General features: G+C 54.4%; 18 protein-coding genes. 14 read left to right on the top strand and 4 right to left on the bottom strand.

Annotated features, from left to right (window positions below; genetic code table 11):
- Window positions 1-420 precede the first annotated feature (420 nt).
- Window positions 421-2,454, bottom strand: a complete 2,034-nt coding sequence (locus tag J7I43_RS23000) for an alpha-L-fucosidase (protein ID WP_209148309.1) — start codon at window positions 2,452-2,454, stop codon at window positions 421-423.
- A gap of 251 nt (window positions 2,455-2,705) precedes the next feature.
- On the opposite strand from J7I43_RS23000, the gene J7I43_RS22995 reads away from it, so the two are divergent.
- Entirely contained in the window at window positions 2,706-4,103 is a 1,398-nt protein-coding gene (locus J7I43_RS22995) for a Gfo/Idh/MocA family protein (protein ID WP_209148307.1), read from the top strand.
- Window positions 4,104-4,180: 77 nt separating this feature from the next.
- Here J7I43_RS22995 and galK read toward each other — a convergent pair whose 3' ends face one another.
- Entirely contained in the window at window positions 4,181-5,329 is a 1,149-nt protein-coding gene (gene galK / locus J7I43_RS22990) for a galactokinase (RefSeq protein WP_209148305.1), read from the bottom strand.
- A 133-nt stretch (window positions 5,330-5,462) separates the two neighbouring features.
- A complete protein-coding gene (locus J7I43_RS22985; protein WP_209148303.1) occupies window positions 5,463-6,758 on the bottom strand; it encodes a sugar MFS transporter in 1,296 nt (431 codons plus the stop codon).
- A 185-nt stretch (window positions 6,759-6,943) separates the two neighbouring features.
- Here J7I43_RS22985 and J7I43_RS22980 point away from each other — a divergent pair, with 185 nt between their 5' ends.
- From J7I43_RS22980 to J7I43_RS22945, 9 genes are all read left to right on the top strand, one after another.
- The gene (locus tag J7I43_RS22980) at window positions 6,944-8,575 is read left to right on the top strand and encodes an MFS transporter (protein WP_209148302.1); all 1,632 of its coding nucleotides are present in this window, start codon (window positions 6,944-6,946) and stop codon (window positions 8,573-8,575) included.
- On the top strand, window positions 8,547-9,512 hold the full coding sequence (locus J7I43_RS22975) for an ROK family protein (protein ID WP_209148300.1): 966 nt from the start codon (window positions 8,547-8,549) through the stop codon (window positions 9,510-9,512). Before J7I43_RS22980 ends, J7I43_RS22975 begins: the two co-directional genes overlap by 29 nt.
- Window positions 9,513-9,530: 18 nt before the next feature.
- Window positions 9,531-10,613 (top strand): N(4)-(beta-N-acetylglucosaminyl)-L-asparaginase, encoded by a 1,083-nt coding sequence (locus J7I43_RS22970; protein WP_209148299.1) that lies wholly within the window; start codon window positions 9,531-9,533, stop codon window positions 10,611-10,613.
- Window positions 10,614-10,683: 70 nt separating this feature from the next.
- A complete protein-coding gene (locus J7I43_RS22965; protein WP_209148298.1) occupies window positions 10,684-11,448 on the top strand; it encodes a copper homeostasis protein CutC in 765 nt (254 codons plus the stop codon).
- 168 nt (window positions 11,449-11,616) lie between these two features.
- On the top strand, window positions 11,617-11,970 hold the full coding sequence (locus tag J7I43_RS24820) for an alkaline phosphatase family protein (RefSeq protein ID WP_317197089.1): 354 nt from the start codon (window positions 11,617-11,619) through the stop codon (window positions 11,968-11,970).
- Window positions 11,871-12,137, top strand: a complete 267-nt coding sequence (locus tag J7I43_RS24815; protein WP_236023463.1) for an alkaline phosphatase — start codon at window positions 11,871-11,873, stop codon at window positions 12,135-12,137. Before J7I43_RS24820 ends, J7I43_RS24815 begins: the two co-directional genes overlap by 100 nt.
- 214 nt (window positions 12,138-12,351) lie before the next feature.
- Entirely contained in the window at window positions 12,352-13,134 is a 783-nt protein-coding gene (locus J7I43_RS22955) for an endonuclease/exonuclease/phosphatase family protein (RefSeq protein WP_209148296.1), read from the top strand.
- A gap of 262 nt (window positions 13,135-13,396) precedes the next feature.
- Complete coding sequence (locus J7I43_RS22950; RefSeq protein ID WP_209148295.1) at window positions 13,397-16,342, top strand: GH92 family glycosyl hydrolase; 2,946 nt, start codon at window positions 13,397-13,399, stop codon at window positions 16,340-16,342.
- A gap of 27 nt (window positions 16,343-16,369) precedes the next feature.
- Window positions 16,370-18,679, top strand: coding sequence for a glycoside hydrolase family 20 protein (locus tag J7I43_RS22945; protein ID WP_209148294.1), 2,310 nt, complete (start codon window positions 16,370-16,372; stop codon window positions 18,677-18,679).
- A gap of 96 nt (window positions 18,680-18,775) precedes the next feature.
- Here the strand turns inward: J7I43_RS22945 and J7I43_RS22940 are convergent, their stop codons facing one another.
- On the bottom strand, window positions 18,776-19,180 hold the full coding sequence (locus J7I43_RS22940; RefSeq protein WP_209148293.1) for a hypothetical protein: 405 nt from the start codon (window positions 19,178-19,180) through the stop codon (window positions 18,776-18,778).
- A 208-nt stretch (window positions 19,181-19,388) separates the two neighbouring features.
- On the opposite strand from J7I43_RS22940, the gene nagB reads away from it, so the two are divergent.
- The 4 genes from nagB to J7I43_RS22920 all read left to right on the top strand — a co-directional run bounded on the left by nagB (window position 19,389) and on the right by J7I43_RS22920 (window position 24,170).
- Window positions 19,389-21,314 carry a glucosamine-6-phosphate deaminase gene (gene nagB, locus J7I43_RS22935; protein WP_209148291.1) on the top strand — a complete coding sequence of 642 codons (1,926 nt, stop codon included), beginning with the start codon at window positions 19,389-19,391 and terminating at the stop codon, window positions 21,312-21,314.
- A 284-nt stretch (window positions 21,315-21,598) separates the two neighbouring features.
- Window positions 21,599-22,960 (top strand): DNA recombination protein RmuC, encoded by a 1,362-nt coding sequence (locus tag J7I43_RS22930; protein ID WP_209148289.1) that lies wholly within the window; start codon window positions 21,599-21,601, stop codon window positions 22,958-22,960.
- A 6-nt stretch (window positions 22,961-22,966) separates the two neighbouring features.
- Entirely contained in the window at window positions 22,967-23,449 is a 483-nt protein-coding gene (locus tag J7I43_RS22925; protein WP_209148287.1) for a GNAT family N-acetyltransferase, read from the top strand.
- Window position 23,450: 1 nt separating this feature from the next.
- Window positions 23,451-24,170, top strand: coding sequence for a type 1 glutamine amidotransferase (locus tag J7I43_RS22920; RefSeq protein WP_209148285.1), 720 nt, complete (start codon window positions 23,451-23,453; stop codon window positions 24,168-24,170).
- The last annotated feature ends 9 nt before the right edge of the window (window positions 24,171-24,179 follow it).

The raw sequence follows: 24,179 nt of genomic DNA, 5'->3' as shown, positions 1-24,179 counted from the left end.
AAAAACCCATGAGGGGGATCATGGTGCGATAGCGGGTATGGTTAACGGCGCTATCAAATACGAGGTCGTCGGGAGAGATATCTAAAGACAGGAAACCCAATAGCGTATACACCACCTTCGATGGAAGGGTGGTAAGCGGAGATGTTGGTATGGGTTGAGAGATATTCCAACTTCAGTTCAACGTTAAATTGTTATAAAAATCGTCTTTAGTTTATTAAAGTACCCGCAAAGGTATAACATATTTACATATGCAACCGATTTTTTTTGTTAAAATAAAAAAGAACGGAAACGTGGCCCTGCCTGCGTTTCCGTTCTTTTTGCCGGTATCTCCGGCGGGGGGCTGATCCCTGGTTTTCGGGGCGGCGGAGACCGGGTTTCCCGGCCCGCCCCCGGTATGCCGCAGCCGGCTTGCTTCAGCTGCTAGAATACCCCTGTTTCCGCGAATGCGGGCGTCTGGTCTTTTTCATCGGCCGGCGCCAGCGCCGCCAGTTTAAAATAGCGGCATTTCACTGGTTTCGTGAGTTTTATGCTTTGTTTCACCGGGTTGTTCAGGATGTTGGCAAAACTGCCTTTGGCCACGGGCTCGCCCCAGCTTTTACCGTCGTCGCTCACGTAAAACGCGTATTGGTACACGATGCCGCCGCGCGGGTTCGGCGTGTAGGTAAAGCCGTTCACCGTGGTGGAAGCGCCCATGTCTACCACCAGCTCGGCGGGATATTTCAGGTTCGCGTTGCGGAAGGTTGTGGCGGAATTGCCGTCTACGGCCGATTTGGCGCCTTCGGTAATGGCGGTCCAGTTTTCAGGCGCTAGGTCGAAGGTTTCGGCAACGGTGGCGCCGGATTGTTTGCCGTTGTTGATGAAGGCTTTGGCTTTAACGGTGCCGGCGCCTTTGAAGGCGAAGCCCTGCCCGGTGTATTTCGCGGAGGCCGTCGTTGGTTCGCTGCCGTTGGTGGTGTAGTACACCACAGGGTCGGCGGACTGAACGGTAATGGTCACTTCACCGGATTTGCTGCGTTTGATCACGGGATCGGCCAGCAGCTCGGGCGCTTTGAACAGCTTCACTTCGCTGATCACGGGGCTTGCCAGCGCGTCGAGCAGGGTGATCTTCACGCTTTTGGTGGTGGTATTCGGCAGCCGCAGGATACGTTTGTAGCCGATCGTGGTTTCCCGCGCGATCTCACGGTATTCTTTGCCGTCGAGCACGCTTACGGTGAAGGCTTTCACGCGCTGCCCCAGCGGGATGAACTCCTGGATGGCAAGCCGGTTAAAAGTGACCGCCTTTTCGAAGCTCAGGTTGATTTCCGCCGAAAGTTCGCCTTCCGCTACGGCCCAGTAGGTGTTGTAGCTGTTATCGGTGAGGTGAACGGCGCTGCTCATCACATTGTCCGGCCGGTTGTTGGTCACGGTTGTTCTGGCGCGTGCCGCCAGGTTGGATTTAAAATCCGCGTCCAGCGTGCGTTTCAACTCCATCAGGCGGATGGAATCATTTGCATGGATGCGCCCGCGGCGGTCTACCGGCACGTTCAGCAGCAGGTTGGCGTTGCGGCCAACGGAGCCGTAGTAGATGTCCAGCAGCCAGGGCAAAGTTTTCACTTTATCGTCCGTGCTCGGGCTGTAGAACCATCCCGGGCGGATAGACACGTCCGCCTCACCGGGCACCCAATCCTTCGCGCCTTCCTGGCCTTTGTTCAGTTTGTCCTGAATGCCGTGCATGCCCGGCGCGAACTCGTCGCGGTTGATGGTGCTCCAGTTGGTGGTGCCCGCAAACCCGTTCTCGTTGCCGATCCAGCGGCAGCCGGGGCCGGCGTCGCTGAAGAAGATCACTTCGGGATGATATTTTTTAACGGTCCCTTCAAAGAGGTTCCAGTCGTACACCTGTTTTTTGCCGTTCGGGCCTTCGCCGTTGGCGCCGTCGAACCATTGCTCGAACACGTCGCCGTATTTGGTATGCACTTCCCGCAGCTGGTTGGCGAACACCTGGTTGTATTCAGGTGTGCCGTAGGCGGGATGGTTGCGGTCCCAGGGAGAAAGGTACACGCCGAACAGCAGGCCATATTCCCTGCAGGCGGCGGAAAGCTCGGCGAGCACATCGCCTTTGCCGTTTTTCCAGGCGCTTTCACGTACGGTGTGTTTGCTGTATTCGCTGGGCCAGAGGCAGAAGCCGTCGTGGTGTTTGGCGGTGATGATGATGCCCTTCATGCCGGCGAGCTTCGCGGTGCGCGCCCATTGGCGGGCGTCGAGCGCGGTGGGGTTGAACACTTTCGGGTCTTCGTCCCCATGCCCCCACTCCTTGTCCGTAAAAGTATTCGGGCCGAAGTGAATGAACATGTAATATTCCAGCTGCTGCCATTTCAGCTGCGCGTTGGAAGGCAATGCCCCGTAGGGTTTGATCTCGGGTTGCGCCCAGGCTTTGCCCGCGGCGAACAACAAAATAAAGAGGACCGCTTTTCTCATAGTACTGTAATTGCTGACGTGTTGCTCATAAAAATAATGCGCCGGCGGTCATTTCCCGTAGTTTGGTAATATCATGACAAAGAAAGAGAAAATACTACGCTAACAACCGTTTGCCGCCGCACCCTATCATTTGCCATCTATCACAGGAATGTCACAATTCATAAACAGGCATTGCGGGTGATAGTGTTAAAGCTATACATTTAAAGCCGTTAAATGGAACTGTTACTCTTTAATCCAACACATTTCAGTTTATGAATAAGCACTTGCATCGCAGAAAGTTCATCAGGAACAGCGTGGCTGCCGGCGTGGGAATGTCCCTTCTGAATTCGCCAGCACGGCTCTTTGCCGCCGAAAAGAAAGAAAAAGTAAGAGTGGGGTTGATCGGCGTGGGCGCGCGCGGCCTGAACCACCTGGACCTCTGCCTCCGCCGCAGCGATGTGGACGTGGTGGCCATCGCGGACCCTGATACCGAGTTCACCCTGCCACAGGCCCGCAAGATGATAGCAACGCATTACGGCGCGAAACGCAAAGTAGCCGAATACACCAAAGGCCCGCACGATTACAAGAACCTGCTCAAACGCGGCGATATAGACGCGGTGGTGATCGCCACTCCCTGGGAATGGCATACCATTATGGCGGTAGACGCGATGCGCGCGGGCGTAACGCCCGCCGTAGAAGTTTGCGGCGCGGCCGATATCCAGGAATGCTGGGAACTGGTGAACACTTCAGAATCCACCGGCATCCCACTGTTCGGCATGGAAAACGTGAACTATCGCCGCGACGTGCTGGCCGTGCTCAACATGGTGCGCCAGGGCCTCTTCGGTGAGATCGTTCACCTCCAGGGCGGTTACCAGCACGACCTCCGCGAAGTGAAGTTCAACGACGGCAAGCAGCTTTACGGCGGCGGCGTTGAGTTTGGCGACAAAGGCATTTCCGAAGCCAAATGGCGCACCAACCACTCCGTTCACCGCAACGCAGACCTCTACCCCACCCACGGCCTCGGCCCGGTGAGCAATATGATCAACATCAACCGCGGCAACCGTTTGCTGTCGCTCACTTCCGTAGCCACTAAATCGCGCGGCCTGCATAAATATATCATGGACCATCCGAAAGGCGGCCCGAACCACCCGAACGCCAAAGTGGAATTTAAACTGGGCGACATCGTGAGCACGCTGATCAAAACCAACAACGGCGAAACCATCATGCTCAGCCACGACACCAATCTTCCCCGCCCCTATTCGCTCAACTTCCGCGTACAGGGCACCAACGGGCTGTGGATGGACGATTTCGACAGCATTCACATCGAAGGCAAAACCAAACCGCATACCTGGGAAAAAACCGGCGATCCGAAAGAGACGGACAGCTATATGGGCAAATACGATCACCCGCTCTGGAAAAAATACGCCAACGACGCGTCGGGCGCGGGCCATGGCGGCATGGACTGGTTCGTGATCAATTCGTTCATCGAAAGCATCAAACGCGGCACCGACTACCAGATGGACGTGTACGACCTCGCCACCTGGTACGCCATCACGCCGCTCAGCGAACAATCGATCCTCGAAGGCGGCGCCGTACAATACATCCCCGACTTCACGCGCGGCCGCTGGATCAACCGCAAGCCGAACTTCGCGCTGGACGGGGAATATTAATCCGTGTTAAGTAGATGAGAAAAAATAAAAGAAGGGCGCCCGAACGAGTGCCCTTCTTGTTTTAAGATCGCAAAAAATCAATTGACGACTTTCGCTCCGTCTTCGATAGACGTGACATATACTTCCGGCACTTTGCCGTATTTGTGCTGGTATTCCTGCTGCACGTAAGCCACGAAACCCTCCACTCCGCCCGTTTTCACGAGGTTGATGGTGCATCCGCCGAAACCGCCGCCCATCATGCGCGCGCCGGCCACTTCCGCGCGGTTGCGCGCCAGGCCCGCGAGGAAGTCCAGTTCGGCGCAGGACACTTCATACATTTTGCTGAGGCCTTCATGGGATGCGAACATCAGTTCGCCCGCTTCCTTCAGCTCGTTACGCTGAAGGTGCGCGCAGGCTTTTTCCACGCGTTCGTTTTCCTGTGTAACGTACAGGCAGCGGTCGTAGACCTTTGCGGGCAGTTGGTGTTTGTATTGTTCCACCTGTGCGGAAGTGAGATTGCGCAGGCTGTTGATGTCCGGGAAAAATTCCTGCAGGATCTTCACGCCTTCTTCGCATTGCGCGCGGCGCACATTGTATTCGGAAGAAGCGAGGGAATGATGCACCATGGAATTCACCAGCACGATCTTGTAATCTTTGGAAAACTCGAAGGGGAAATAAGTGAACTCGAGGCTGCGGCAGTCCAGCAGCATCACACGGTCTTTCTGGCCGTGCAGGTTGGCAAACTGGTCCATGATGCCGCATTTCACGCCGGGAAAGGTATGTTCGGCCAGCTGGCCCACTTTCGCCATGTCCATCCGGCTGAGATCAAATCCCAGCAGGTGGTCCAGGGCAACGTTGAGCCCGCCTTCCACGGCAGCGGAACTGCTCATGCCCGCTCCGATGGGAATATCTCCGGTGATCACGCAGTCGAAACCTTTCACTTCCAGTCCGCGCTGCTGCAGCTGGTATACCACGCCTTTGAGGTAATTGGCCCAGCCGCCGCCGGGGCGTATGTCTTTCAGCGAAAAGGAGGCCGTTTCGTTGTTGAAGAGAGCGTAGGCGTTGCAGGTGTCTGTGCCGTTGAGGGCGATGGCGTAGATGATCTTTTTATCGATGGCTGCGGGCAGCACAAAACCTTCGTTGTAATCCGTATGCTCGCCGATCAGGTTGATGCGGCCGGGAGAAGAAACGATCAGTGGTTCTTTATGGAATAACTTTTTAAACTGCTCTTTTGCTTGCGCTATCATTTAGAAGGGTACTTTTGACACCTAAAAATATAAAAAAGCGGTGTTTTTCCCAGTATAAAAGAAAAAATGCTTCCACGGGGCCGGTTTGCGGCGTATGCGGAAGCATTTTTTAGGGGTGAATATGGTGAGTTCCTTATGCCGGGAGGCCTTTTTTGTGGCCAGTGGCGGCAAAATAGAGGATGTAGAGGTAGCAGGGGATCATGATCACATAAGCCAGCTGGAGGTTCCCGTCGAGGCTGGTGCTGAGAGCGCTGTACACCAGGGGCAGGATGGCGCCGCCGGCGATGCCCATTACCAGCAGGGCGGAACCCAGTTTGGTGAATCTGCCCAGTTTATTGATCGCCAGCGGCCAGATGCCGGGCCACATGAGGGAGTGGGCGAAGCTGCAGAGCACGAGAAATACGATGGAAACGATGCCTGAAGTAAGCAGCACGCCTACGGTGAACACTGCTCCAAGGATGGCGCAGATCACCAGGGCCGTTTTCTGGCTGATCATCTTGGGTACGGCCACCACACCGATGAGGTAACCCACACCGAGCGCAACGAGGCACCAGATGGGCACCCTGGCGGCTACGTCGCCGGACAGACCGGCGAATTCACCGTATTTTTTGATGGAGTCGATAGCGAGCACTTCCACACCCACATATACAAAGATGCAAAGCACGCCGAGCATCAGGTAAGGGATCTGGAACGCGGAGGTTCTGCCGTATTGGTCGGGACCGTCGCCGGTTGCGGCCGGGGTTTCATCGTCCTGCGAGATTTCAGGCAGATGCGCCTTTAACACAAAGAAGGCCAGGATAAAAAGCACAACGGCCATGATGGCGTAGGGCGTTACGAGGCGGCCTGCCAGCAGGTCGAGCTCCGCTTCCCGGGCAGCGCCGGTGAGCGTGTTGATCTTATCGGAAATTTCCTTGGTATCGCTGAAAAGGAGGTTTGCCAGCAGCAGGATGCCGGTAATGCCCGCGACTTTATTACAGATGCCCATGATGCTGATGCGTTTTGCAGCGCTTTCGATGGGGCCGAGAATAGTTACATATGGATTGGATGCTGTTTGCAACAGGGCGAGGCCTGTTCCCTGGGTGAAAAGCCCTACGAGGAACAGCGGGTAATTCCTCATTTGCGCGGCGGGGATAAAAATAAGCGAGCCGACGGCCATAGTAAGCAGCCCCAGCGACATTCCCTTGGGAAACCCGATCTTGTTAAGGATGAAGGAAGAGGGAATGGCCATAACAAAATAGGAAATATAGAAGGCGAACGTTACGAGATAGGCTACTACGTCCGAAAGTTCACATACCTGTTGCAGGAATGGAATCAATAGGGAGTTCAGCCAGGTAACGAAGCCGAAAATGAAGAACAGGGTTGCGATGATGAACATCGCCTGTTTGTAATTACCGCGCGGAGCGGCCACAGTGGCGGTTTTATCACTCATGAGTAGCTAAAATTGATTGTTCAAGAATTTACGAACATACCTAACAATTCTCATATTTCATAAATATATTAGCTAAAACGATTGAGCAATTAAAAAAATATGGGGTTTTACCATGGTTTTTGACCTTTTCTCAAAAAAATAATTATACATTTAGAGCCATATTTTACCAAATATAAACAGGTATTATGTCCACGCAAAGTAAACAAGGTACGCATCCCTCGTTTTTCGTACTCATTCTTGTATTCTTCTTCTGGGGGTTCCTGGCTGCATCCAACAGCATCTTCATCCCCTTCTGCAAAGCCCACTTCGGCCTCAACCAGATCCAGTCGCAGCTTGTAGATTTCGCGTTTTACGGCGCTTATTTCATCGGCTCGCTGATACTTTATTTATTGTCCGCGCTCAAAGGAGTGGATATCCTGAACCGCATCGGATTTAAAAAAGGTATCATATACGGTCTGCTTATTTCAACAGTAGGCGCACTGCTCACTATCGGCGCGGTGAACCTCGGGGAAGGCATGGAAGACAAAACCGCCGCCTTTTACCTCATCCTGGGCGCTTACTTTATTATAGCGCTCGGTTTCTCCCTTCAGCAGACCGCTGCGAACCCCTTCGCCATCCTGCTCGGAGACCCCGCCAAAGGATCGCATCGCCTGAACCTCGCCGGCGGCATCAACTCCTTCGGCACCACCATCGGCCCCATTATCGTGAGCATCCTGCTGTTCGGCAGCGCCAGCGCCACGGTAGACGCCGGCGCCACAGACATCAGCAAGATCAACACCCTTTATATTATCCTTATCGTGCTGTTCCTCGTAGCGGCCGGTATTTTCGCCATCACCAAAATGCCTAAAGGCACGGAAGACGATCATTTCGAAACCTCTTCCAAAGCCACCCGCACCCTGCTGGGCATCACTGCGCTGTTCGTACTTATTCTCGTCGGCATCCTGATCAAGAAGCCCCTGCCTTTCTTTATCGCCGGCATCGTGGGCATCCTGCTGATCCTGTTCTACGCGCAATTCACTTCCCGCAGCAACGGCGAAGGCTGGGGCGCAATGAAATACCCGCAGCTGATCATGGGCATGATCGCCATTTTTGTATATGTGGGCGTGGAAGTAAGCACTTCCTCCAACCTCGGCGAACTGCTCAGAACGCCCGGTTTCCTCACGGCCGAAGGGCTGGACGAATCTCAGCTGAACCCTTACATCTCCCTGTTCTGGGGCGGTTTGATGGTAGGCCGCTGGACCGGCGCCATCAGCGTATTCAACGTTTCCAAAACCAGCCGGCAGGTATTGTCCGTGATCGTGCCCTTCATCGCTTACGGCGTGATACTCGGTGCCAACCATCTTAAAGGGAACGATATCGCAGAACTGTATCCCTTCGCGATCTGCATCGTGATACAGATCCTCGGTTTCTTCTACGGCCAGGACAAACCCGTTAAAACTTTGCTCACTTTTGGCATCATGGGCGTAGCCGCCATGCTGATCGGCCTGTTCACTTCCGGCCCGATCGCCGTGTTCGCTTTCATCAGCGGCGGCCTGTTCTGCTCCGTAATGTGGCCTTGCATTTTCTCCCTGTCTATCGCAGGGCTCGGTAAATATACCGGCCAGGCCTCCGCTTTCCTGATCATGATGATCCTGGGCGGCGCGCTGGTTCCGCCATTACAGGGCGGTTTTGCAGACCGGCAGGAAATCGGCATCCATATGTCGTATATTGTGCCGGTGATCTGCTTCGCTTATCTCGCATTTTTCGCATTCCGTGTTAAAACAATTTTAAAATCCCAAGGTATAGACTATGAGTCAGCAACTAGCGGTGGGCATTGATATTGGAGGTACTAATACAAAGTTTGGAATAGTAGACCGTCGTGGCAACATTTTGTGCCAGGATCGCATGTCAACCAAAGCTCACGAAGAAGTTACCATGTTCCTGGAAGAACTGCATCAGCGTTTATCAAAGCTGATCGACCAGGTAGGAGGCATCGAGAACATCAAAGGTATCGGCGTAGGCGCCCCTAATGGCAACTATTACACAGGAAACATTGAATATGCTCCTAACCTGCGCTGGAAAGGCATCGTGCCGCTTGCGCAGATGCTCGAAGAACTGTTCGGACTGCCAACCGTGCTCACCAACGACGCCAATGCGGCGGCGCTCGGTGAAATGACATACGGCACCGCCCGCGGCATGAAGGACTTTATCACCATCACGCTGGGCACCGGCGTGGGCAGCGGTATCGTGGCCAACGGCCAGCTTATTTACGGTCATGACGGTTTTGCGGGAGAACTCGGCCACGTGATCGTGATCCCCGGCGGCCGCCTGCACCCGGGCACCGGCGCGCACGGCTCCCTCGAATCTTACGCATCCGCCACCGGCGTTACCAGCACCGCGCTGGAACTGCTCGAAGCAAGGCCAAATGAGGAAAGCCTGCTGCGCAATCACACCGCCGAAGAAATAGATTCCAAAATGATCTACGAAGCGGCCATCAAAGGCGACAAACTTGCGATCGAGATCTATGAATACACCGGCAAAGTGCTGGGCGAAGCGCTCGCGAATTTCGTGATGTTCTCCAGCCCCGAAGCCATCGTGCTGTTCGGCGGCCTCACGCAGGCCGGCGACCTCATTATGCGCCCCGTGCGCGAGCATATGGAAAAAAACCTGTTACCGATCTTCCAGAATAAAGTTAAACTTCTCTTCTCCGAACTGAAAGAAAGCGATGCCGCCATCCTTGGCGCCAGCGCGATGGCATGGGAAATGAAAGATTAATCCTAAACATTGTGGGGTATGAATAGCAGAAGGAATTTTTTCAGAACGGCCGCCCTCGGCGCCGCCGCCATTTCGATGGACGGTTTGCCAGCCGCGGCGCAATCCCGCAAGGGTAAAGGCAAAGGGCAAAAGCCCATCGTGGTGTCTACCTGGGACTTTGGCATTGCGGCCAACAAAGCCGCATGGCAGGTGCTCAAATCCGGCGGACGCGCGCTGGATGCTGTTGAAGCAGGCGTGCATGTGCCTGAAGCAGACCCGAAGAACCATACCGTGGGTTTCAGCGGTTTTCCCGACCGCGACGGCCACGTTACGCTGGACGCCTGCATTATGGACGAATTCGGCAACTGCGGTTCCGTAGCGGCATTGGAACATATCGTGCATCCTATTTCAGTGGCGCGCAAAGTGATGGAAAAAACGCCGCACGTAATGCTCGTTGGCGAAGGCGCTTTGCAGTTCGCGCTGGAAAACGGTTTCAAAAAAGAGAACCTGCTCACGCCGGAATCCGAAAAAGCCTGGAAAGAATGGCTCAAAAAATCGGAATACAAACCGGTGATGAACATCGAAAACCAAAGTTACGAAGGCAAAGGTCCCGGTGCTTTTAACGAAACGCCGCAACAGGAAAACACCACGGCTTTCAGTCCGCTGAAACTGCCGGGCAACGTATACAATCACGACACGATCGGCATGGTGGCGCTGGACGCGCAGGGCAATCTTTCCGGCGCCTGCACCACCAGCGGCATGGCATTCAAGCTGCGCGGCCGCGTGGGCGATTCGCCGATCATCGGCGCGGGGCTTTATGTAGACAATGAAGTAGGCGCCGCCACCGCTACCGGCGTGGGCGAAGAAGTGATCCGCGTGGTGGGCAGTTTCCTGGTAGTGGAACTGATGCGCCAGGGCCTTTCTCCCGAAGCTGCCTGCAAGGAAGCCGTAACGCGCATCGTGAAAAAAAATCCCGAACGCGCCAAAGGCATCCAGATCGGTTTTCTTGCGCTCAACAAAAAAGGCGAGCACGGCGCGTACTGCCTGCACGAGGGTTTCAGCTACGCTGTTACCACGGGCGACGACAAGGAGGAACTGATCAAAGGGAAACACCACTTTTGATCTTATAACGTTATTATCTTTTTTGATCGGCTGCCGGGCACACTGGCAGCCGATCCTTATTTTTGCAGACATGGAAAAGATCACCCTCGAAATATGCGCTACCTCGCTGGCGTCGTGCAAAGCGGCGCAGGAAGGGGGGGCAGACAGAATAGAACTGTGCGATAACCTGCTGGAAGGCGGTACCACGCCCAGTTACGCCACCATCAAACTGGCGCGCGAAACAGTGAATATCGCCCTCTATCCTATCATCCGCCCGCGCGGCGGCGACTTTTTGTACAGTGAAGAAGAGCTCGCCATCATGAAAGAAGATATCCTCGTGTGTAAAGAACTGGGCTGCGACGGCGTGGTGATTGGCCTGCTGACGCCTGATGGGAAAGTGGACACCGCGCGCACCCGCGAACTGGTGGAACTGGCAAAGCCCATGGGCGTTACGTTTCACCGCGCGTTCGACATGACGGCCGATCCGCTCCGGGCGCTGGAAGACGTGATCGCCACCGGCTGCGAGCGTATTCTTACTTCCGGTCAGCGCAACACCGCCCCGGAAGGCGCGGAACTGATCGCCACACTGGTGGAAAAGGCCGCGGGCCGCATTCGCATCATGGCCGGTTCCGGCCTGCGCGACCACAACGCCGCCGCACTGGCCGCCGCTACGCATGCGCGGGAATTTCACACTACCGCGAAAGAATATGAAGACAGCAAAATGACCTACCGCAACCCCAACGTAAGCATGGGCGGCATTCCCGGCGTGCCGGAATATGGCATCGCCGTTACCAGGGCAGCCACGGTGCGGAAGATCCGGGAGGAAACGGAAAAGGCGCTGAACGGGAAAATATAATTCAGAACATGAAGCCGCGATGTACACTGCTCCGCGGCTTTATTTCCAACACAAAAGTTACAAATACTAAACAACGTGTAGTTGCATTTACTGCTTTTATCCACATCCATACAATGTGCATACTTCTTTATTGCTGTTATATTAAATAAATTTTAAATTAGTCAAGACGTGAAAAAAACTGGATTCCTGGCTTTAGTATTGTGTTGCGGAATGGCCGATCAGGCCCAGGTAAAAGGCGTAAAACACGTGATACTCGTCGGCATGGACGGGCTTGGCGCGTATGCGATGGAAAAGGCGGGCAACCCGGTGATGAAACAGATGAAAGACGGCTGCTGGACGTTGAAGGCGCGCAGCGTGCTTCCTTCTTCCAGCGCGGTAAACTGGGCCAGCATGATCATGGGCGCGGAGAAAAACCAACGTTCCTGTTCATACATTCCGATCAGCCGGACGGCGCGGGGCATGGTATCGGGCACGACATTCCCGGGTATTATGAACAAGTGCATAAGAACGACGTTTTATTAGGCAGGATCGTGCAGGCGGTGAAAGACGCCGGCATATGGGACAACAGCGTGCCCGTGCTCAGTTCCGATCATGGCGGCATCAACAAGGGGCATGGCGGTAAAACGATGGTGGAAATGCAGATACCCTGGATATTTACAGGCAAAGGGATCAAAAAGGGCACGAAGTGAAGGAAAGTGTGATGACTTATGATACGGCTGCCACGATAGCCTGGATATTCGGGCTGAAAACGCCGCAGGAGTGGACCGGCAGGCCGGTGAAGGACATTTTCGGCAAATAGCCGGGTTTCCGGAAGGATATGCGGGCATGATAGTTGTACTCGCCGGGAAGAATGAAAACAAAATATGGCTCGATATCATCCGGAAATTCTTAATCTGAATAATTATGTACCGAATCGTTTTTCTTTTCGTGCTAACCCTTGCCGCTTCTACTCCTGCCTTCGCACAGGTGCAGGGGCAGGTGATCAAAGTGCTCAGTTACAATATCCATCACGGCGAAAACATGCAGGGCAAGCTGGACATCCAGGGGATTGCCACGGTGATACTCGCCGTCAATCCCGACCTGGTAGCCCTCCAGGAAGTGGACAGCTCCACTTCCCGCGTCAATAAAGCGGACCAGCTGAAAGAACTGGCCGCCATTACAGGCATGTATGTTTATTTCGGCAAGGCCATGGAATACGATGGCGGCGGTTTCGGAAACGGCATTCTCAGCCGCTACCCGATCGAAAAAACACAAAGCATCGCCCTGCCCGCGAAAGGCGAAGGCAGCGAGCCGCGCAACGCCGCAATGGTAACGGTAAAACTCCCCGGCGACAGCCTGCTCCGTTTCGTCAGCGCCCATCTCGATCATCTCGACGACCCGGCGGACCGTCTCGCCCAGGTGAACATCATCCTGCAACATACGCTCGCGCAACCGGCGGTGCCGCTGATCGTAGCCGGCGATATGAACGCGCTGCCCGCATCGAAGGAGATCGGCATTTTAAAACAACATTTCACAGACGCCACCGAAAAACTGGGCCCCACCTGGCCCGCAGACAAACCCGAACAAAAAATCGATTATGTGTTCCTTTACAATAAAACCCACTGGCACGTGATGAGCTCGCAGGTGCTGGAAGAAACCGTAGCTTCCGATCACCGGCCGGTGATCGCGGAGGTGTTGCTGAAATAAAAGATCGTTCACGATAAAAGGCTGCCACTTTAATACAGGCAGCCTTTATTTCATGAGGTCGTCTCAGAGAAATGACTTTCATTAAACCATCCTTGTAAATCGATCATTAAATGTTCGATTTACAAGGAACAAACGTTATATTTTCTGCCTGTCATTTTTTCAAACGCTAAACCGTTTTAGCGAATCATTTTCCTTATTTTAGCCCTCCCGGCCGCATCGCTGCTATTCCATTGCCGGCCGGCAGACTTTAAAAAAACAGTGAATGAAAAATTGGTTGGTTGCGCTGGTCCTCGGGCTGGCCTCCGCTGCCCATGCGCAGCAAACGGATTATGCGTCGAAAGTAAATCCCTTTATCGGCACAGGCGGCCACGGGCACACGTATCCCGGCCCAAGCATGCCTTTCGGAATGGTACAGCTCAGTCCTGATACACGCCTCAAAGGCTGGGACGGCTGCTCCGGTTACCATTACTCCGATTCCCTCCTGTACGGTTTTTCCCACACGCATCTCAGCGGCACCGGCATCGAAGACTATTGCGACGTGCTGCTCATGCCCCTTACCGGAAAACCCTCCTGGAAAAACAACGAATACGCCTCTCCTTTTTCACACAAAAACGAAAAGGCATACGCCGGTTTTTACAGCGTAAAACTCGACAAATACGATATCCGGGCTTCCCTCACCGCCACCAAAAGAGCGGGCCTGCACAAATACGAATTTCCGCAGAATGCCAAAGAAGGCCATGTATTGCTCGATCTCTATCACCGCGACATCGTGATCAATTCAAGCCTGAAAGTCGTGAACGACAGCACCGTGGTAGGTATGCGCCGTTCCACTTCATGGGCCAAGGAACAGATCCTTTTTTTCGCGATGAAGTTTTCGCGTCCCGCAAGGTCGCACACCGTGGCGCTGGGAGACACGGCTAAAGGCGCGCTGAACGAAGCCGAAGGCCGAAACATCAAAGCGTATTTCACTTTCGACGTACAGCAGCCGCTGTATGTAAAAGTGGCCATTTCCGGCGTAAGCGAAGAAGGTGCCCTGAAAAACCTGGACGCGGAAATGCCCGGCTTCGATTTCGACGGCACGCTGGCCAACGCCAAAGCCGCGTGGAACAAGGAGCTGGGGAAGATCGACATAAAAGGCGGCACGCATGATCAGCAGGTAATGTTCTACAGCGCGCTGTACCACGCCTGCCTCAACCCCAACCTCTACATGGACGTAGACGGCCGGTACCGCGGCACCGACCTGAAAGTACACCAGGCGGAAGGTTTCGAGAACCATAGCGTATTTTCCCTCTGGGATACTCACCGCGCCCTTCACCCGCTCATGACCATCATCAACCGCGAAAAAACGAACGACTGGATCAACACCTTCCTCGCGCAATACAAATACGGCGGCATGTTGCCCGTTTGGGAACTAAGCGGCAACGAAACGTTCTGCATGATCGGTTACCATTCCGTGCCCGTGATCGTAGACGCTTACCAGAAAGGCATCCGCGGGTACGATGCGAAATACGCGCTGGAAGCCATGCGCAGCTATGCTGAAGGCGAACGTTTCGGCATGCAGCATTACATCAAACAAGGTTATCTCAGCATGGACACGCAGCCTGAATCCGTTTCCCGCACGCTGGAATATTCCTACGACGACTGGTGCATCGCGCAGATGGCCAAAATGCTTGGCGACAGCGTTACGTACAATCAATACATGAAACGGGCACAGTCTTACAAAAACCTCTACGACGCATCCACCGGCTTCATGCGCGGCAAGATCGGCGGCAGGTGGATGAGCCCCTTCGACCCTACGGAAGTGAACAACTTTTTCACCGAAGCCAACAGCTGGCAGTACAGTTTTTACGCGCCGCAAGACGTAAGCGGCCTGATCAAACTGAACGGCGGGAAAGAAAAGTTCACGCAGAAACTGAGCAGCTTATTTACGACCGAAGATAAACTGAGCGGCCGCCATCAGTCGGATATTACCGGTCTTATCGGCCAGTATGCGCACGGCAACGAGCCCAGCCATCATATCGCCTACCTGTTCAACTACGTGGGCCAGCCCTGGAAAACGCAGCAGCTGGTGCACCAGATCATGAACACGATGTACCACAACGCGCCCGACGGCTTGAGCGGCAACGAAGACTGCGGGCAGATGAGCGCCTGGTACGTGATGAGCGCGATGGGCATTTATCCCGTAAGGCCGGGAGACGGCACCTATGCGCTGGGCACGCCCACGTTCGACGAAGTGACGATCCATCTTGAGAACGGAAAAACATTCTCCATCGTTGCGAAAAATCTCAGCAGCAAAAACTTCTATGTAAAAAACGCAACCGCTTCTTTCATTAAACATACCGGCGCCACCACAACGGTTTCCCTGCCGCTGCCCACTTCTTCCATCCCGCACGGCATCATCGCGAACGGCGGCAAACTGGTGTTTGAAATGACCGGCGCACCCGCCAAAACCTGGACCGGCGCAGCCGGTTCTCCCATAAGCGAGATCAAAGACGACCTGATCGTGGCCGTGCCTTACGTGGTGGCGCCATCAGACCGTTTCAAACATTCCACGCAGGTATCGCTCAAAGCGGTAGAGCCCGGCGCGGCGATCTATTACACGCTCGACGGTTCCGAGCCTACTGCAAGATCCACCCGTTACACCACTCCTTTCAACATCAGCAAAACCTGCACGTTAAAAGCGGTGGCGTTTAAGAACGGCGGTTACAGTCATGTGGTATCGACGCCGTTTTTCCTGATCCCGACAGACAAAACCATCAAAGTGTTATCGAAAATACACCCGCAGTTCGAAGCGGGAGGGCCCGATGCGTTGATAGACGGCATCCGCGGGCAGGAAGATTTCAGGCTGGGCGCATGGCAAAGCCATTACCCCGGCAACCTGGAGGCGATCGTAGACCTGAAAGCCCCGCGCGCATTGCACAAGCTGGGCCTCAGCGTGCTGCAGGACCTTGGCGTGTGGATCTGGTATCCTACGCAGGTAGAATTCTTCACTTCAGACGACGGCCAGCATTTCACTTCCGCCGGCGTAGTAAAAAATACCTTCTCCGACCGCGAATACGGCAGTTTCACACAGGTACTCAGCCTGCCGGTAGACCTGAAAACGCGTTATGTGAAAGTGGTGGCGGCCAATCATGGCGTTATCCCGGACTGGCACCCGGGCAAAGGCGAGCCCTGTCATATTTTTGCGGATGAAATCATAATAGAATAGTATTTTCCGGTAGTTAACATAACAGACATGACCATCAAAAAACTATTCCAACTGGCGGCAGGCTTTGCCATCGCGGGCCTCGCGGCCTGTTCGGGCGGCGGCTCCGCTTCTACCGCGCCAAAGGTAAAAGTGAGCATCATTCCCCTGCCCGCGCGGCTGACCGAAACGCCGGATTCTTTTTTGATCGACAAACAAACCGTGCTTGTGGCCGCTTCGGAGGCAGACAAACAAACGGCCGGCCTGTTCAACGAATATTTCAAAAACATCAGCGGGTTCGCGCTCAAAGTGCAGGACAGCGCGGCGCGCAATATGATCGTGTTCAGCAGCATGCCCGCGGCGGAAAAAGGTATGCCTGAAACTTACCGTCTCAAGATCGGTAAAGACCAGGTGACCGTCGAGGGCGAAGATGCGGCCGGCACTTTTTACGGTATGCAAACGCTCATCCAGCTGCTGCCGCTGCAGCAGGCTCCCAGCTACTGGATCGCCGGCGTAGAAGTGTTCGACCAGCCGCGGTTTTCGTACCGTGGCCTGCATCTCGACGTAGGCCGTCACTTTTTCCCGGTAGACTTCATAAAAAAATACATCGACCTGATGGCGATGCACAAGATGAACACCTTTCACTGGCACCTCACCGAAGACCAGGGATGGCGCATCGAGATCAAAAAATACCCGCGCCTGCAGGAAGTGGCTTCGCGCCGCAAAGAAACCATGGAAGGGCATTATGAAGATCAGCAATACGACGGCAAAGCCTACGGCGGATTTTATACGCAGGAACAGATCAAAGACGTAGTGGCTTATGCAACTGCCCGCCACGTGACCGTGATACCCGAAATAGAAATGCCCGGCCATTCGCTGGCCGCCCTCACGGCTTATCCCCACCTGGGCTGCACCGGCGGCCCGTACGAAGTAGGCACACGTTGGGGCGTTTACGACGATGTGTATTGCGCGGGCAACGATACGGTGTTCACTTTCCTGCAGGACGTGCTCGACGAAGTGATGATCCTTTTCCCCGGCAAATACATCCACATCGGCGGCGACGAAAGCCCGAAAACACGCTGGGAAAAATGCCCCAAATGCCAGGCCCGCATCAAAGCGGAAGGGCTTAAAGACGAACATGCCCTGCAAAGCTGGTTCATCCGGCGCATCGAAAAATATTTAAACGACAAAGGCCGCCAGATCATCGGCTGGGACGAGATCCTGGAAGGCGGTCTTGCCCCCAACGCCACCGTGATGAGCTGGCGCGGCACCGAAGGCGGCATTGCCGCCGCCAAACAGCATCACGACGTGATCATGACGCCCGGCGATTACGTGTACCTCGACAAATACCAGAGCCTCGGCAAAACCGAGCCCATCGCCATCGGCGGGTTCCTGCCGGTGAGCAAAGTATATGTCTATGAGCCTGTTCCCGAAACGCTGAGCCCTGAAGAAGCCCGCTACATCAAAGGCGCGCAGGGCAATGTGTGGACCGAGTACATAAAAAATTCCGAGCATGTGGAATACATGGTCTACCCGCGCGCTATTGCGCTGGCGGAAGTGTTATGGTCGCCGAAAGACAAAAGGAATTACGACAACTTCCTCGAAAGGCTCAAAACCGATCTCCCACGCCTGGAAAGAAAAGGCGTGAACTACGCCAAACACGTTTTTGAAGTGCGCGGCATCGTGGAAAGCGACGGCAAAGGCGGCGTGCAGGTAAAGCTGGACAGCAAGCTGGATGGCGGAAAGATCACCTACACCACAGACAGCAGCGCGCCTACCGCGCAATCTTCCGCCTATGTTTCGCCTATTCCCGTTACGCAGAGCGGCGTGGTGAGGGCGGCCGTGTTCCAGGGAGAAAATCAATACGGCAACGAATTCCGTCAGGCGTTTGTGCTGCACAAAGCAGTGGGCAAAACCGTTACCCTCGCCAAACCGCCGCATGAGAACTACAACCCGGGCAGTCCGTTCGTTTTGGTGAACGGCATCGAAGGCGTGAAAGAATTTAACGACAACCAGTGGGCCGGCTACAGCGGCGGCACGATGGAAGCGGTGATAGACCTCGGCGATTCGACGGAGATCGGCGTGCTGGGGCTGAATACGCTCGGCAATAAAGACCAGTGGATCTATCCGCCCAAACAGGTGAACTTTTACGTATCGAAAGACGGGAAACATTTCACCGAAGCGGGCGAGCGGAAAGAGATAGACGGCAGGGGCATCATTAAAATACGCGAGCGGCTGAAAAAACCTGTGAACGTGCGTTACGTGAAAGTGGTGGCGCGGGCGGTGAGCAAGATCCCGGAAGGGGCGCCCGGAGAGGGAAGCCCGGCCTGGCTTTTCGTGGATGAGCTGATCGTGCAGTAAACTTTTTCAACCTGTAAAAAGAAAGCCGTCCCGAAACTTCCGGGACGGCTTTCTTTATAGAAAAACCGGTGCGCGAAAGCACCGGTGCCTGTTAAACTATTTTACGACCCAAAGCGTCCACTTTGCGTCGAACTTGTACCATTCGCCTTTCGGGCCTTTCCATTTCCATTCGGGCACTTCCATGAAATTTTTGCCCTCGTCGCTCGTCCACCACAGGCGGCCTTCCCCGATCTTCAGCTGCCTGCCCTCTTTATCCTGCCAGAGCCCGTCCGTTATTTCCTGCCATTCCTTTCCATCCTGGCTTGCCCACAGCCGCGCGCTTTTATCGAGTTTGTACCAGTGCAGTTTGTTGTTGGCCATTCCCAGCCATATGCCCGATCTCGATTTGGACCAGTTCATTTCCTGGGTGAGGCTGGGATGTGGGGAATGCGCGGTAGCGGCCATTATTCCGGCTGCCAGCAAAAGGATGGCGGCCGAAATGATCAGCAGTGGTTTTTTCATCCGGATGGTTTTGCGTAATGGATACATATAAATACGGCTGGTGAAGATATTTGGATTTAGGGGAAAATAATACAAGTTATTACATTTTAATAGCATATTAGCCTCAGAAGGCCCTTCAAATCGTAAATGATAAATTTATATCAACAATCGCTGTATTTTATTTAATTTTCGGGCTCGTTTTTAAGATCGCATTTAAAAAACTTGAACAATGACCATCAATCACCAGGAAATTGAACTGATAGACAGTTTCGAACAGATTTCCGTGGACATCCACCCTACAGCCAAAGACGGCTCTAAAGCCGTGGCGCAGGAAATTGCTACTCTGATCCGCGAAAGGCAGGCCGCGAAAGAGCCTGCCGTACTGGGCCTCGCTACCGGCTCCACTCCAAAGTACCTCTACGCCGAACTGGTTCGCCTGCACAAGGAAGAGGGATTAAGTTTTAAAAACGTAGTTACATTTAACCTCGACGAGTATTATCCCATCGAGCCGGATGCTTTACAGAGCTACAACCGCTTCATGAAAGAGCATCTTTTTAACCACATCGACATTCCCGAAGGCAACTATCACATTCCGGACGGCACCATTCCAAAAGAGCAGATCAAGGCATATGCGGCCGCTTACGAACGCAAGATCGAAGAAGCCGGCGGCATAGACATCCAGATCCTCGGCATCGGCAACAACGGCCACATCGGCTTCAACGAGCCCGGCTCCAACGTGAACTCGCACACCCGCCTTGTTACGCTCGACAACAGCACCCGCCTGGCGAACGCTTACGAGTTCTCCAACATGAGCCAGGTGCCCCGCCTCGCCGTTACCATGGGCATCGGTACCATCATGAAAGCCAAAAAGGTGATCCTTCTCGCCTGGGGCTCCCACAAAGCGAAGATCGTTTGCCGTTCCGTGGAAGGCCACAGCACCGACCAGGTGCCCGCTTCCCTGCTGCAGCAGCATTCCAGCTGCAAGTTCGTGATCGACGAGCAGGCCGCGGCAGAGCTTACGCGCAACAAAGAGCCCTGGCTCACCGGCGACTGCGAATGGACGCCCAAGCTGATCCGCAAAGCGGTGACCAACCTCGCGCTGAAGCTCGGCAAGCCCATTCTCATGCTGACCGACAAAGATTATAACAACAACGGCCTGAACGACCTGATCGTACAATACGGCTCCGCTTACGAGCTGAATATCGAAGAGTTCAACGCCATCCGCGATACCATTACCGGCTGGCCCGGCGGCAAACCCGGCGCACAGCTGCCCAATCATCCCGAACGTTCGCAGCCCGAGCGTAAAAGAGCGCTGATCTTCTCCCCTCACCCTGACGATGATATCATCTCCATGGGCGGCACCTTCATCCGCCTGCACGAGCAGGGCCACGACGTGCATGTAGCGTACCAGACCTCCGGCAACATCGCCGTGACCGACGAGTTCCTGCTGCGCTTTATCGATTTTGCCGTGGGTTTTGAAGGAATGTTCGACATCGACAGAAGCAAAAGCTCGCAGATCCTGGAAGATGCGAAAGCCTTTATCCAGATCAAAAAACCGAGCCAGAAAGATACACCCGAGATCCGCGCCATTAAAGGCCTGATCCGCCGTTGCGAAGCGAAAGCTACCTGCCGTTACGTAGGTATCGGCGACGAAAACGCGCACTTCCAGAACCTGCCTTTCTACGAAACCGGGCTGGTGGAAAAGAAACCGGCCGGTCCTGAAGACATACAGCTCACCGTAGACCTGCTGCGCAAACTGAAGCCGCAACAGATCTATTGCGCGGGCGACCTCGCAGACCCGCACGGCACACACAAAGTATGCCTCGACGTAATTTTCGCGGCGCTCGAGATCGTGAAAGACGAAGAATGGGCGAAAGATTGCTGGGTATGGCTATACAAAGGCGCATGGCAGGAATGGGACATCCACGAGATCGAAATGGCCGTGCCCATGAGCCCGGACCAGGTGATGCAAAAACGCCTCGGCATTTTTATCCACCAGAGCCAGAAAGACGTGGTTCCCTTCCAGGGCACGGACGCGCGCGAGTTCTGGCAACGCGCCGAAGAAAGGAACGCCAACACCGCCGACCTGTACGACCGCCTCGGCCTGCAGAAATACGCGGCCATGGAAGCGTTCGTGCGTTATCATTTCAGATAATCAGTCCACTTTAGAGATATGTTTGAGCAAGCCCCGGCAACATGCCGGGGCTTTTTTACGTTTAACAGGCGTTCGCACATGATGGTATTTTGCTTTCCCATCCGGAGAATAGGGCTAACTGCCCTGAAACCCGCCAGCAATCTATAGGAAAGATCCAGGATAGACGGAATTGAGGCGGACCTGATCCGCCGCTGAAATGGTTAAAATCCCATCATCCCGGTTATGCACACCTGTGCAAAACGGGGACGACGGCGCTTTTCCGTAATTGTTTAATTTTGAAAGATATGAGCGTAACCCTACTATCCGGACTGATCATCGGGCTGCTTGCAGGCAGCCTGGGCGGTTATCTTTTCCTCCGGAAATTTTTCGTTCCCCGCCACGAACTGGCCGAAAGGCTGAGCAGGCAGCAGGTAGACGAAAGTTTCGTGGCGCGGGAAATGTACGACAACATGCTGTTCACCCTCAACCAGCGCGAACAGGAGCTGAAAGACAAGGAATCCGAGCTGCGTGCGCTGGAAGCACAGCTGGCCGGGCTTCGCAAGGAAATCGAACAACTCTCCGGCTTCGGGCAGGAACTGAAAAAGATCCACGAATCCAACCGCCAGGAATTCATGAACCTCGCCAGCGACATCCTGCATCAGAAAAGCAGGGATTTTGCGGACACCAACCGCACCGCCATGGAGCACATGCTTTCCCCGCTGAAAAACGATATCGGGCAGTTCCGCAAAACCATCGAAGACACGCGGAAAGAAGATATCCAGGACCTCACTTCCCTCAAAAAAGAAATAGAAACCCTGCAAAAGCTGAACTTCCAGCTGAGCGAAGACGCGCAGCGGCTGGCCGGCGCTTTGAAATCGGACGTAAAAGTGCAGGGCAACTGGGGCGAAGACCGGCTGAAACTCATTCTCGAAGCCGAAGGTTTGCAAAAATACATCGACTATACCAGCGAAGAAGTGCACCGCGACCAGGAAGAAGAACGCAACCGCCGCCCGGACTTTATCCTGCGTCTGCCTGACGGCAAACACCTCATCATAGACAGCAAGGTATCGCTCAACGCTTACGTGGCTTATTTCAACGCCACCGAGCCGGAAGAGAAAAAAACGCACCTGCGGCAGCTGGTGCGCAACATCACAGATCATATCGACGGGCTGGCGGCGCGCAATTACCAAAGCCTGGGCACGCTCAACACGCCGGACTTCGTGTTTATGTTCATGCACTTTGAATCCGCGCTCACGCTGGCGTTGAACGAAAACCCGGACATCTTCAACCGCGCGATGAAGAAAAAGATCGTGCTGATCACGCCATCCACGCTGGTGGCCACTTTCAAGATCGTGCGACTGCTGTGGCAAAACGAAAACAGGGTTCGCAACGTGGAAGAGATCTTCCGGCAGTGCGGCCTGCTGTACGACAAATTCATCCTTTTCCTCGAAGAGATGCAAAGTATCGGCCGCAACCTCAAACAGGCCGGCAGCGCATACGACCAGGCGATGGAACGGTTGAAGGACGGGAAAAGGAAAGGCGACACCATCATCGGGAAATTCGAGATCATCCGCGAACTGGACGCCAAAACCGGCAAACAGCTGCCGAAGGAAATAGAAACAGACATGGAAATCCGCTTCCCGCAAGCGCTTCCAGGCAAAGCATAAGGAACCATGATAGAGATACGACCATTTAACCCGGCGCATACCAACGATGTGATCGCCATGATCCTTCCCATCCAGCAGGTGGAATTCAGCCTGCCCGTTACGATCGAACACCAGCCGGACCTGCTGAAGATCCCTGAAGTGTACCAGGACGGCAGAGGCAATTTCTGGACCGCGCTCGACGGCGATAAAGTAGTCGGCACCATCGCATTGCTGGACACAGGCAATAATATAGGCGGGCTGAAAAAAATGTTCGTCCGCAAAAACTACCGCGGGCCCGAACACCACATCGCCCGGCGTTTGCTGGAGACATTGCTGGAATGGGCGAGAGAAAAAGGATTCAAAGATATCTATCTCGGCACCACCGAAGTGATGACCACCGCTCACCGCTTTTATGAAAAGAACGGTTTTGTTGAAGTGGAACGAAAAGACCTGCCGAATGAAAAATTCCTTGCGGTGGTCGACAAAAAATTCTATCATCTAACATTATAACATGAACGCAGCTGAGGACCTTGCCAGCAAAGGATTTAATACAACTAACATGCGCATACACCACCTGCAACACGTTCCCTTTGAAGGCCTTGCCGCTATTGAAGACTGGGCGAAACAACGATCGCATACGCTAACGGCTACACGATGGTATGAAACGGATGTGCTCCCCCGCCTGGAAGACTTCGACATGCTGGTGGTAATGGGCGGCCCGATGGGCATTTACGACGAAGCCGACTATCCATGGCTGCGCGACGAAAAAAAGTTTATCCGGCAAAGTATTGATTCTGGGAAACCTGTGCTGGGCGTTTGTCTTGGCTCACAGCTGCTTGCTGATGTGCTGGGCGCGAAAGTTTACCCGAACCGGCACAAAGAGATCGGCTGGTTCCCCGTGCAGTTTCACCCTGAGCTGAACAACGGGGAGCTGGTGGTATGCCACTGGCATGGCGATACGTTCGACCTGCCGGAAGGCGCCGTGCGGCTGGCGGAATCCGCCGCCTGTAAAAACCAGGCGTACCGCTACGGCGACCGGGTGTACGGCCTGCAGTTCCACCTGGAAACGACGCCCGGTTCCATGGAAGGCATGATCGCCGCCTGCGGGCACGAACTGGCAAAAGCGGAATGGGTGCAGACCGCGGAAGAAATGCGCAACGGTCTTCCTTATGCGGAGGCCACGCGCACCGTGCTGTTCCGGCTGCTGGACCGGTTGGAAAAATTCGTGTAAATTAGCGCC

Origin of the sequence: Chitinophaga chungangae, assembly GCF_017742215.1 — a bacterium.
GTDB lineage: Bacteria > Bacteroidota > Bacteroidia > Chitinophagales > Chitinophagaceae > Chitinophaga > Chitinophaga chungangae.
Note: the sequence above shows the minus strand (reverse complement) of the source record. Positions and strands in the feature narration are given on the sequence as shown.

Coding starts and splice junctions, on each gene's coding strand:
- J7I43_RS22920 (WP_209148285.1), top strand. CDS start 23,451: ATGAACGCAGCTGAGGACCTTGCCAGCAAAGGATTTAATACAACTAAC.
- J7I43_RS22970 (WP_209148299.1), top strand. CDS start 9,531: ATGAATAGCAGAAGGAATTTTTTCAGAACGGCCGCCCTCGGCGCCGCC.
- J7I43_RS22945 (WP_209148294.1), top strand. CDS start 16,370: ATGACCATCAAAAAACTATTCCAACTGGCGGCAGGCTTTGCCATCGCG.
- J7I43_RS22995 (WP_209148307.1), top strand. CDS start 2,706: ATGAATAAGCACTTGCATCGCAGAAAGTTCATCAGGAACAGCGTGGCT.
- nagB (WP_209148291.1), top strand. CDS start 19,389: ATGACCATCAATCACCAGGAAATTGAACTGATAGACAGTTTCGAACAG.
- galK (WP_209148305.1), bottom strand. CDS start 5,329: ATGATAGCGCAAGCAAAAGAGCAGTTTAAAAAGTTATTCCATAAAGAA.
- J7I43_RS22955 (WP_209148296.1), top strand. CDS start 12,352: ATGTACCGAATCGTTTTTCTTTTCGTGCTAACCCTTGCCGCTTCTACT.
- J7I43_RS22965 (WP_209148298.1), top strand. CDS start 10,684: ATGGAAAAGATCACCCTCGAAATATGCGCTACCTCGCTGGCGTCGTGC.
- J7I43_RS22980 (WP_209148302.1), top strand. CDS start 6,944: ATGTCCACGCAAAGTAAACAAGGTACGCATCCCTCGTTTTTCGTACTC.
- J7I43_RS22925 (WP_209148287.1), top strand. CDS start 22,967: ATGATAGAGATACGACCATTTAACCCGGCGCATACCAACGATGTGATC.
- J7I43_RS22930 (WP_209148289.1), top strand. CDS start 21,599: ATGAGCGTAACCCTACTATCCGGACTGATCATCGGGCTGCTTGCAGGC.
- J7I43_RS23000 (WP_209148309.1), bottom strand. CDS start 2,454: ATGAGAAAAGCGGTCCTCTTTATTTTGTTGTTCGCCGCGGGCAAAGCC.
- J7I43_RS22940 (WP_209148293.1), bottom strand. CDS start 19,180: ATGAAAAAACCACTGCTGATCATTTCGGCCGCCATCCTTTTGCTGGCA.
- J7I43_RS22985 (WP_209148303.1), bottom strand. CDS start 6,758: ATGAGTGATAAAACCGCCACTGTGGCCGCTCCGCGCGGTAATTACAAA.
- J7I43_RS22975 (WP_209148300.1), top strand. CDS start 8,547: ATGAGTCAGCAACTAGCGGTGGGCATTGATATTGGAGGTACTAATACA.
- J7I43_RS22950 (WP_209148295.1), top strand. CDS start 13,397: ATGAAAAATTGGTTGGTTGCGCTGGTCCTCGGGCTGGCCTCCGCTGCC.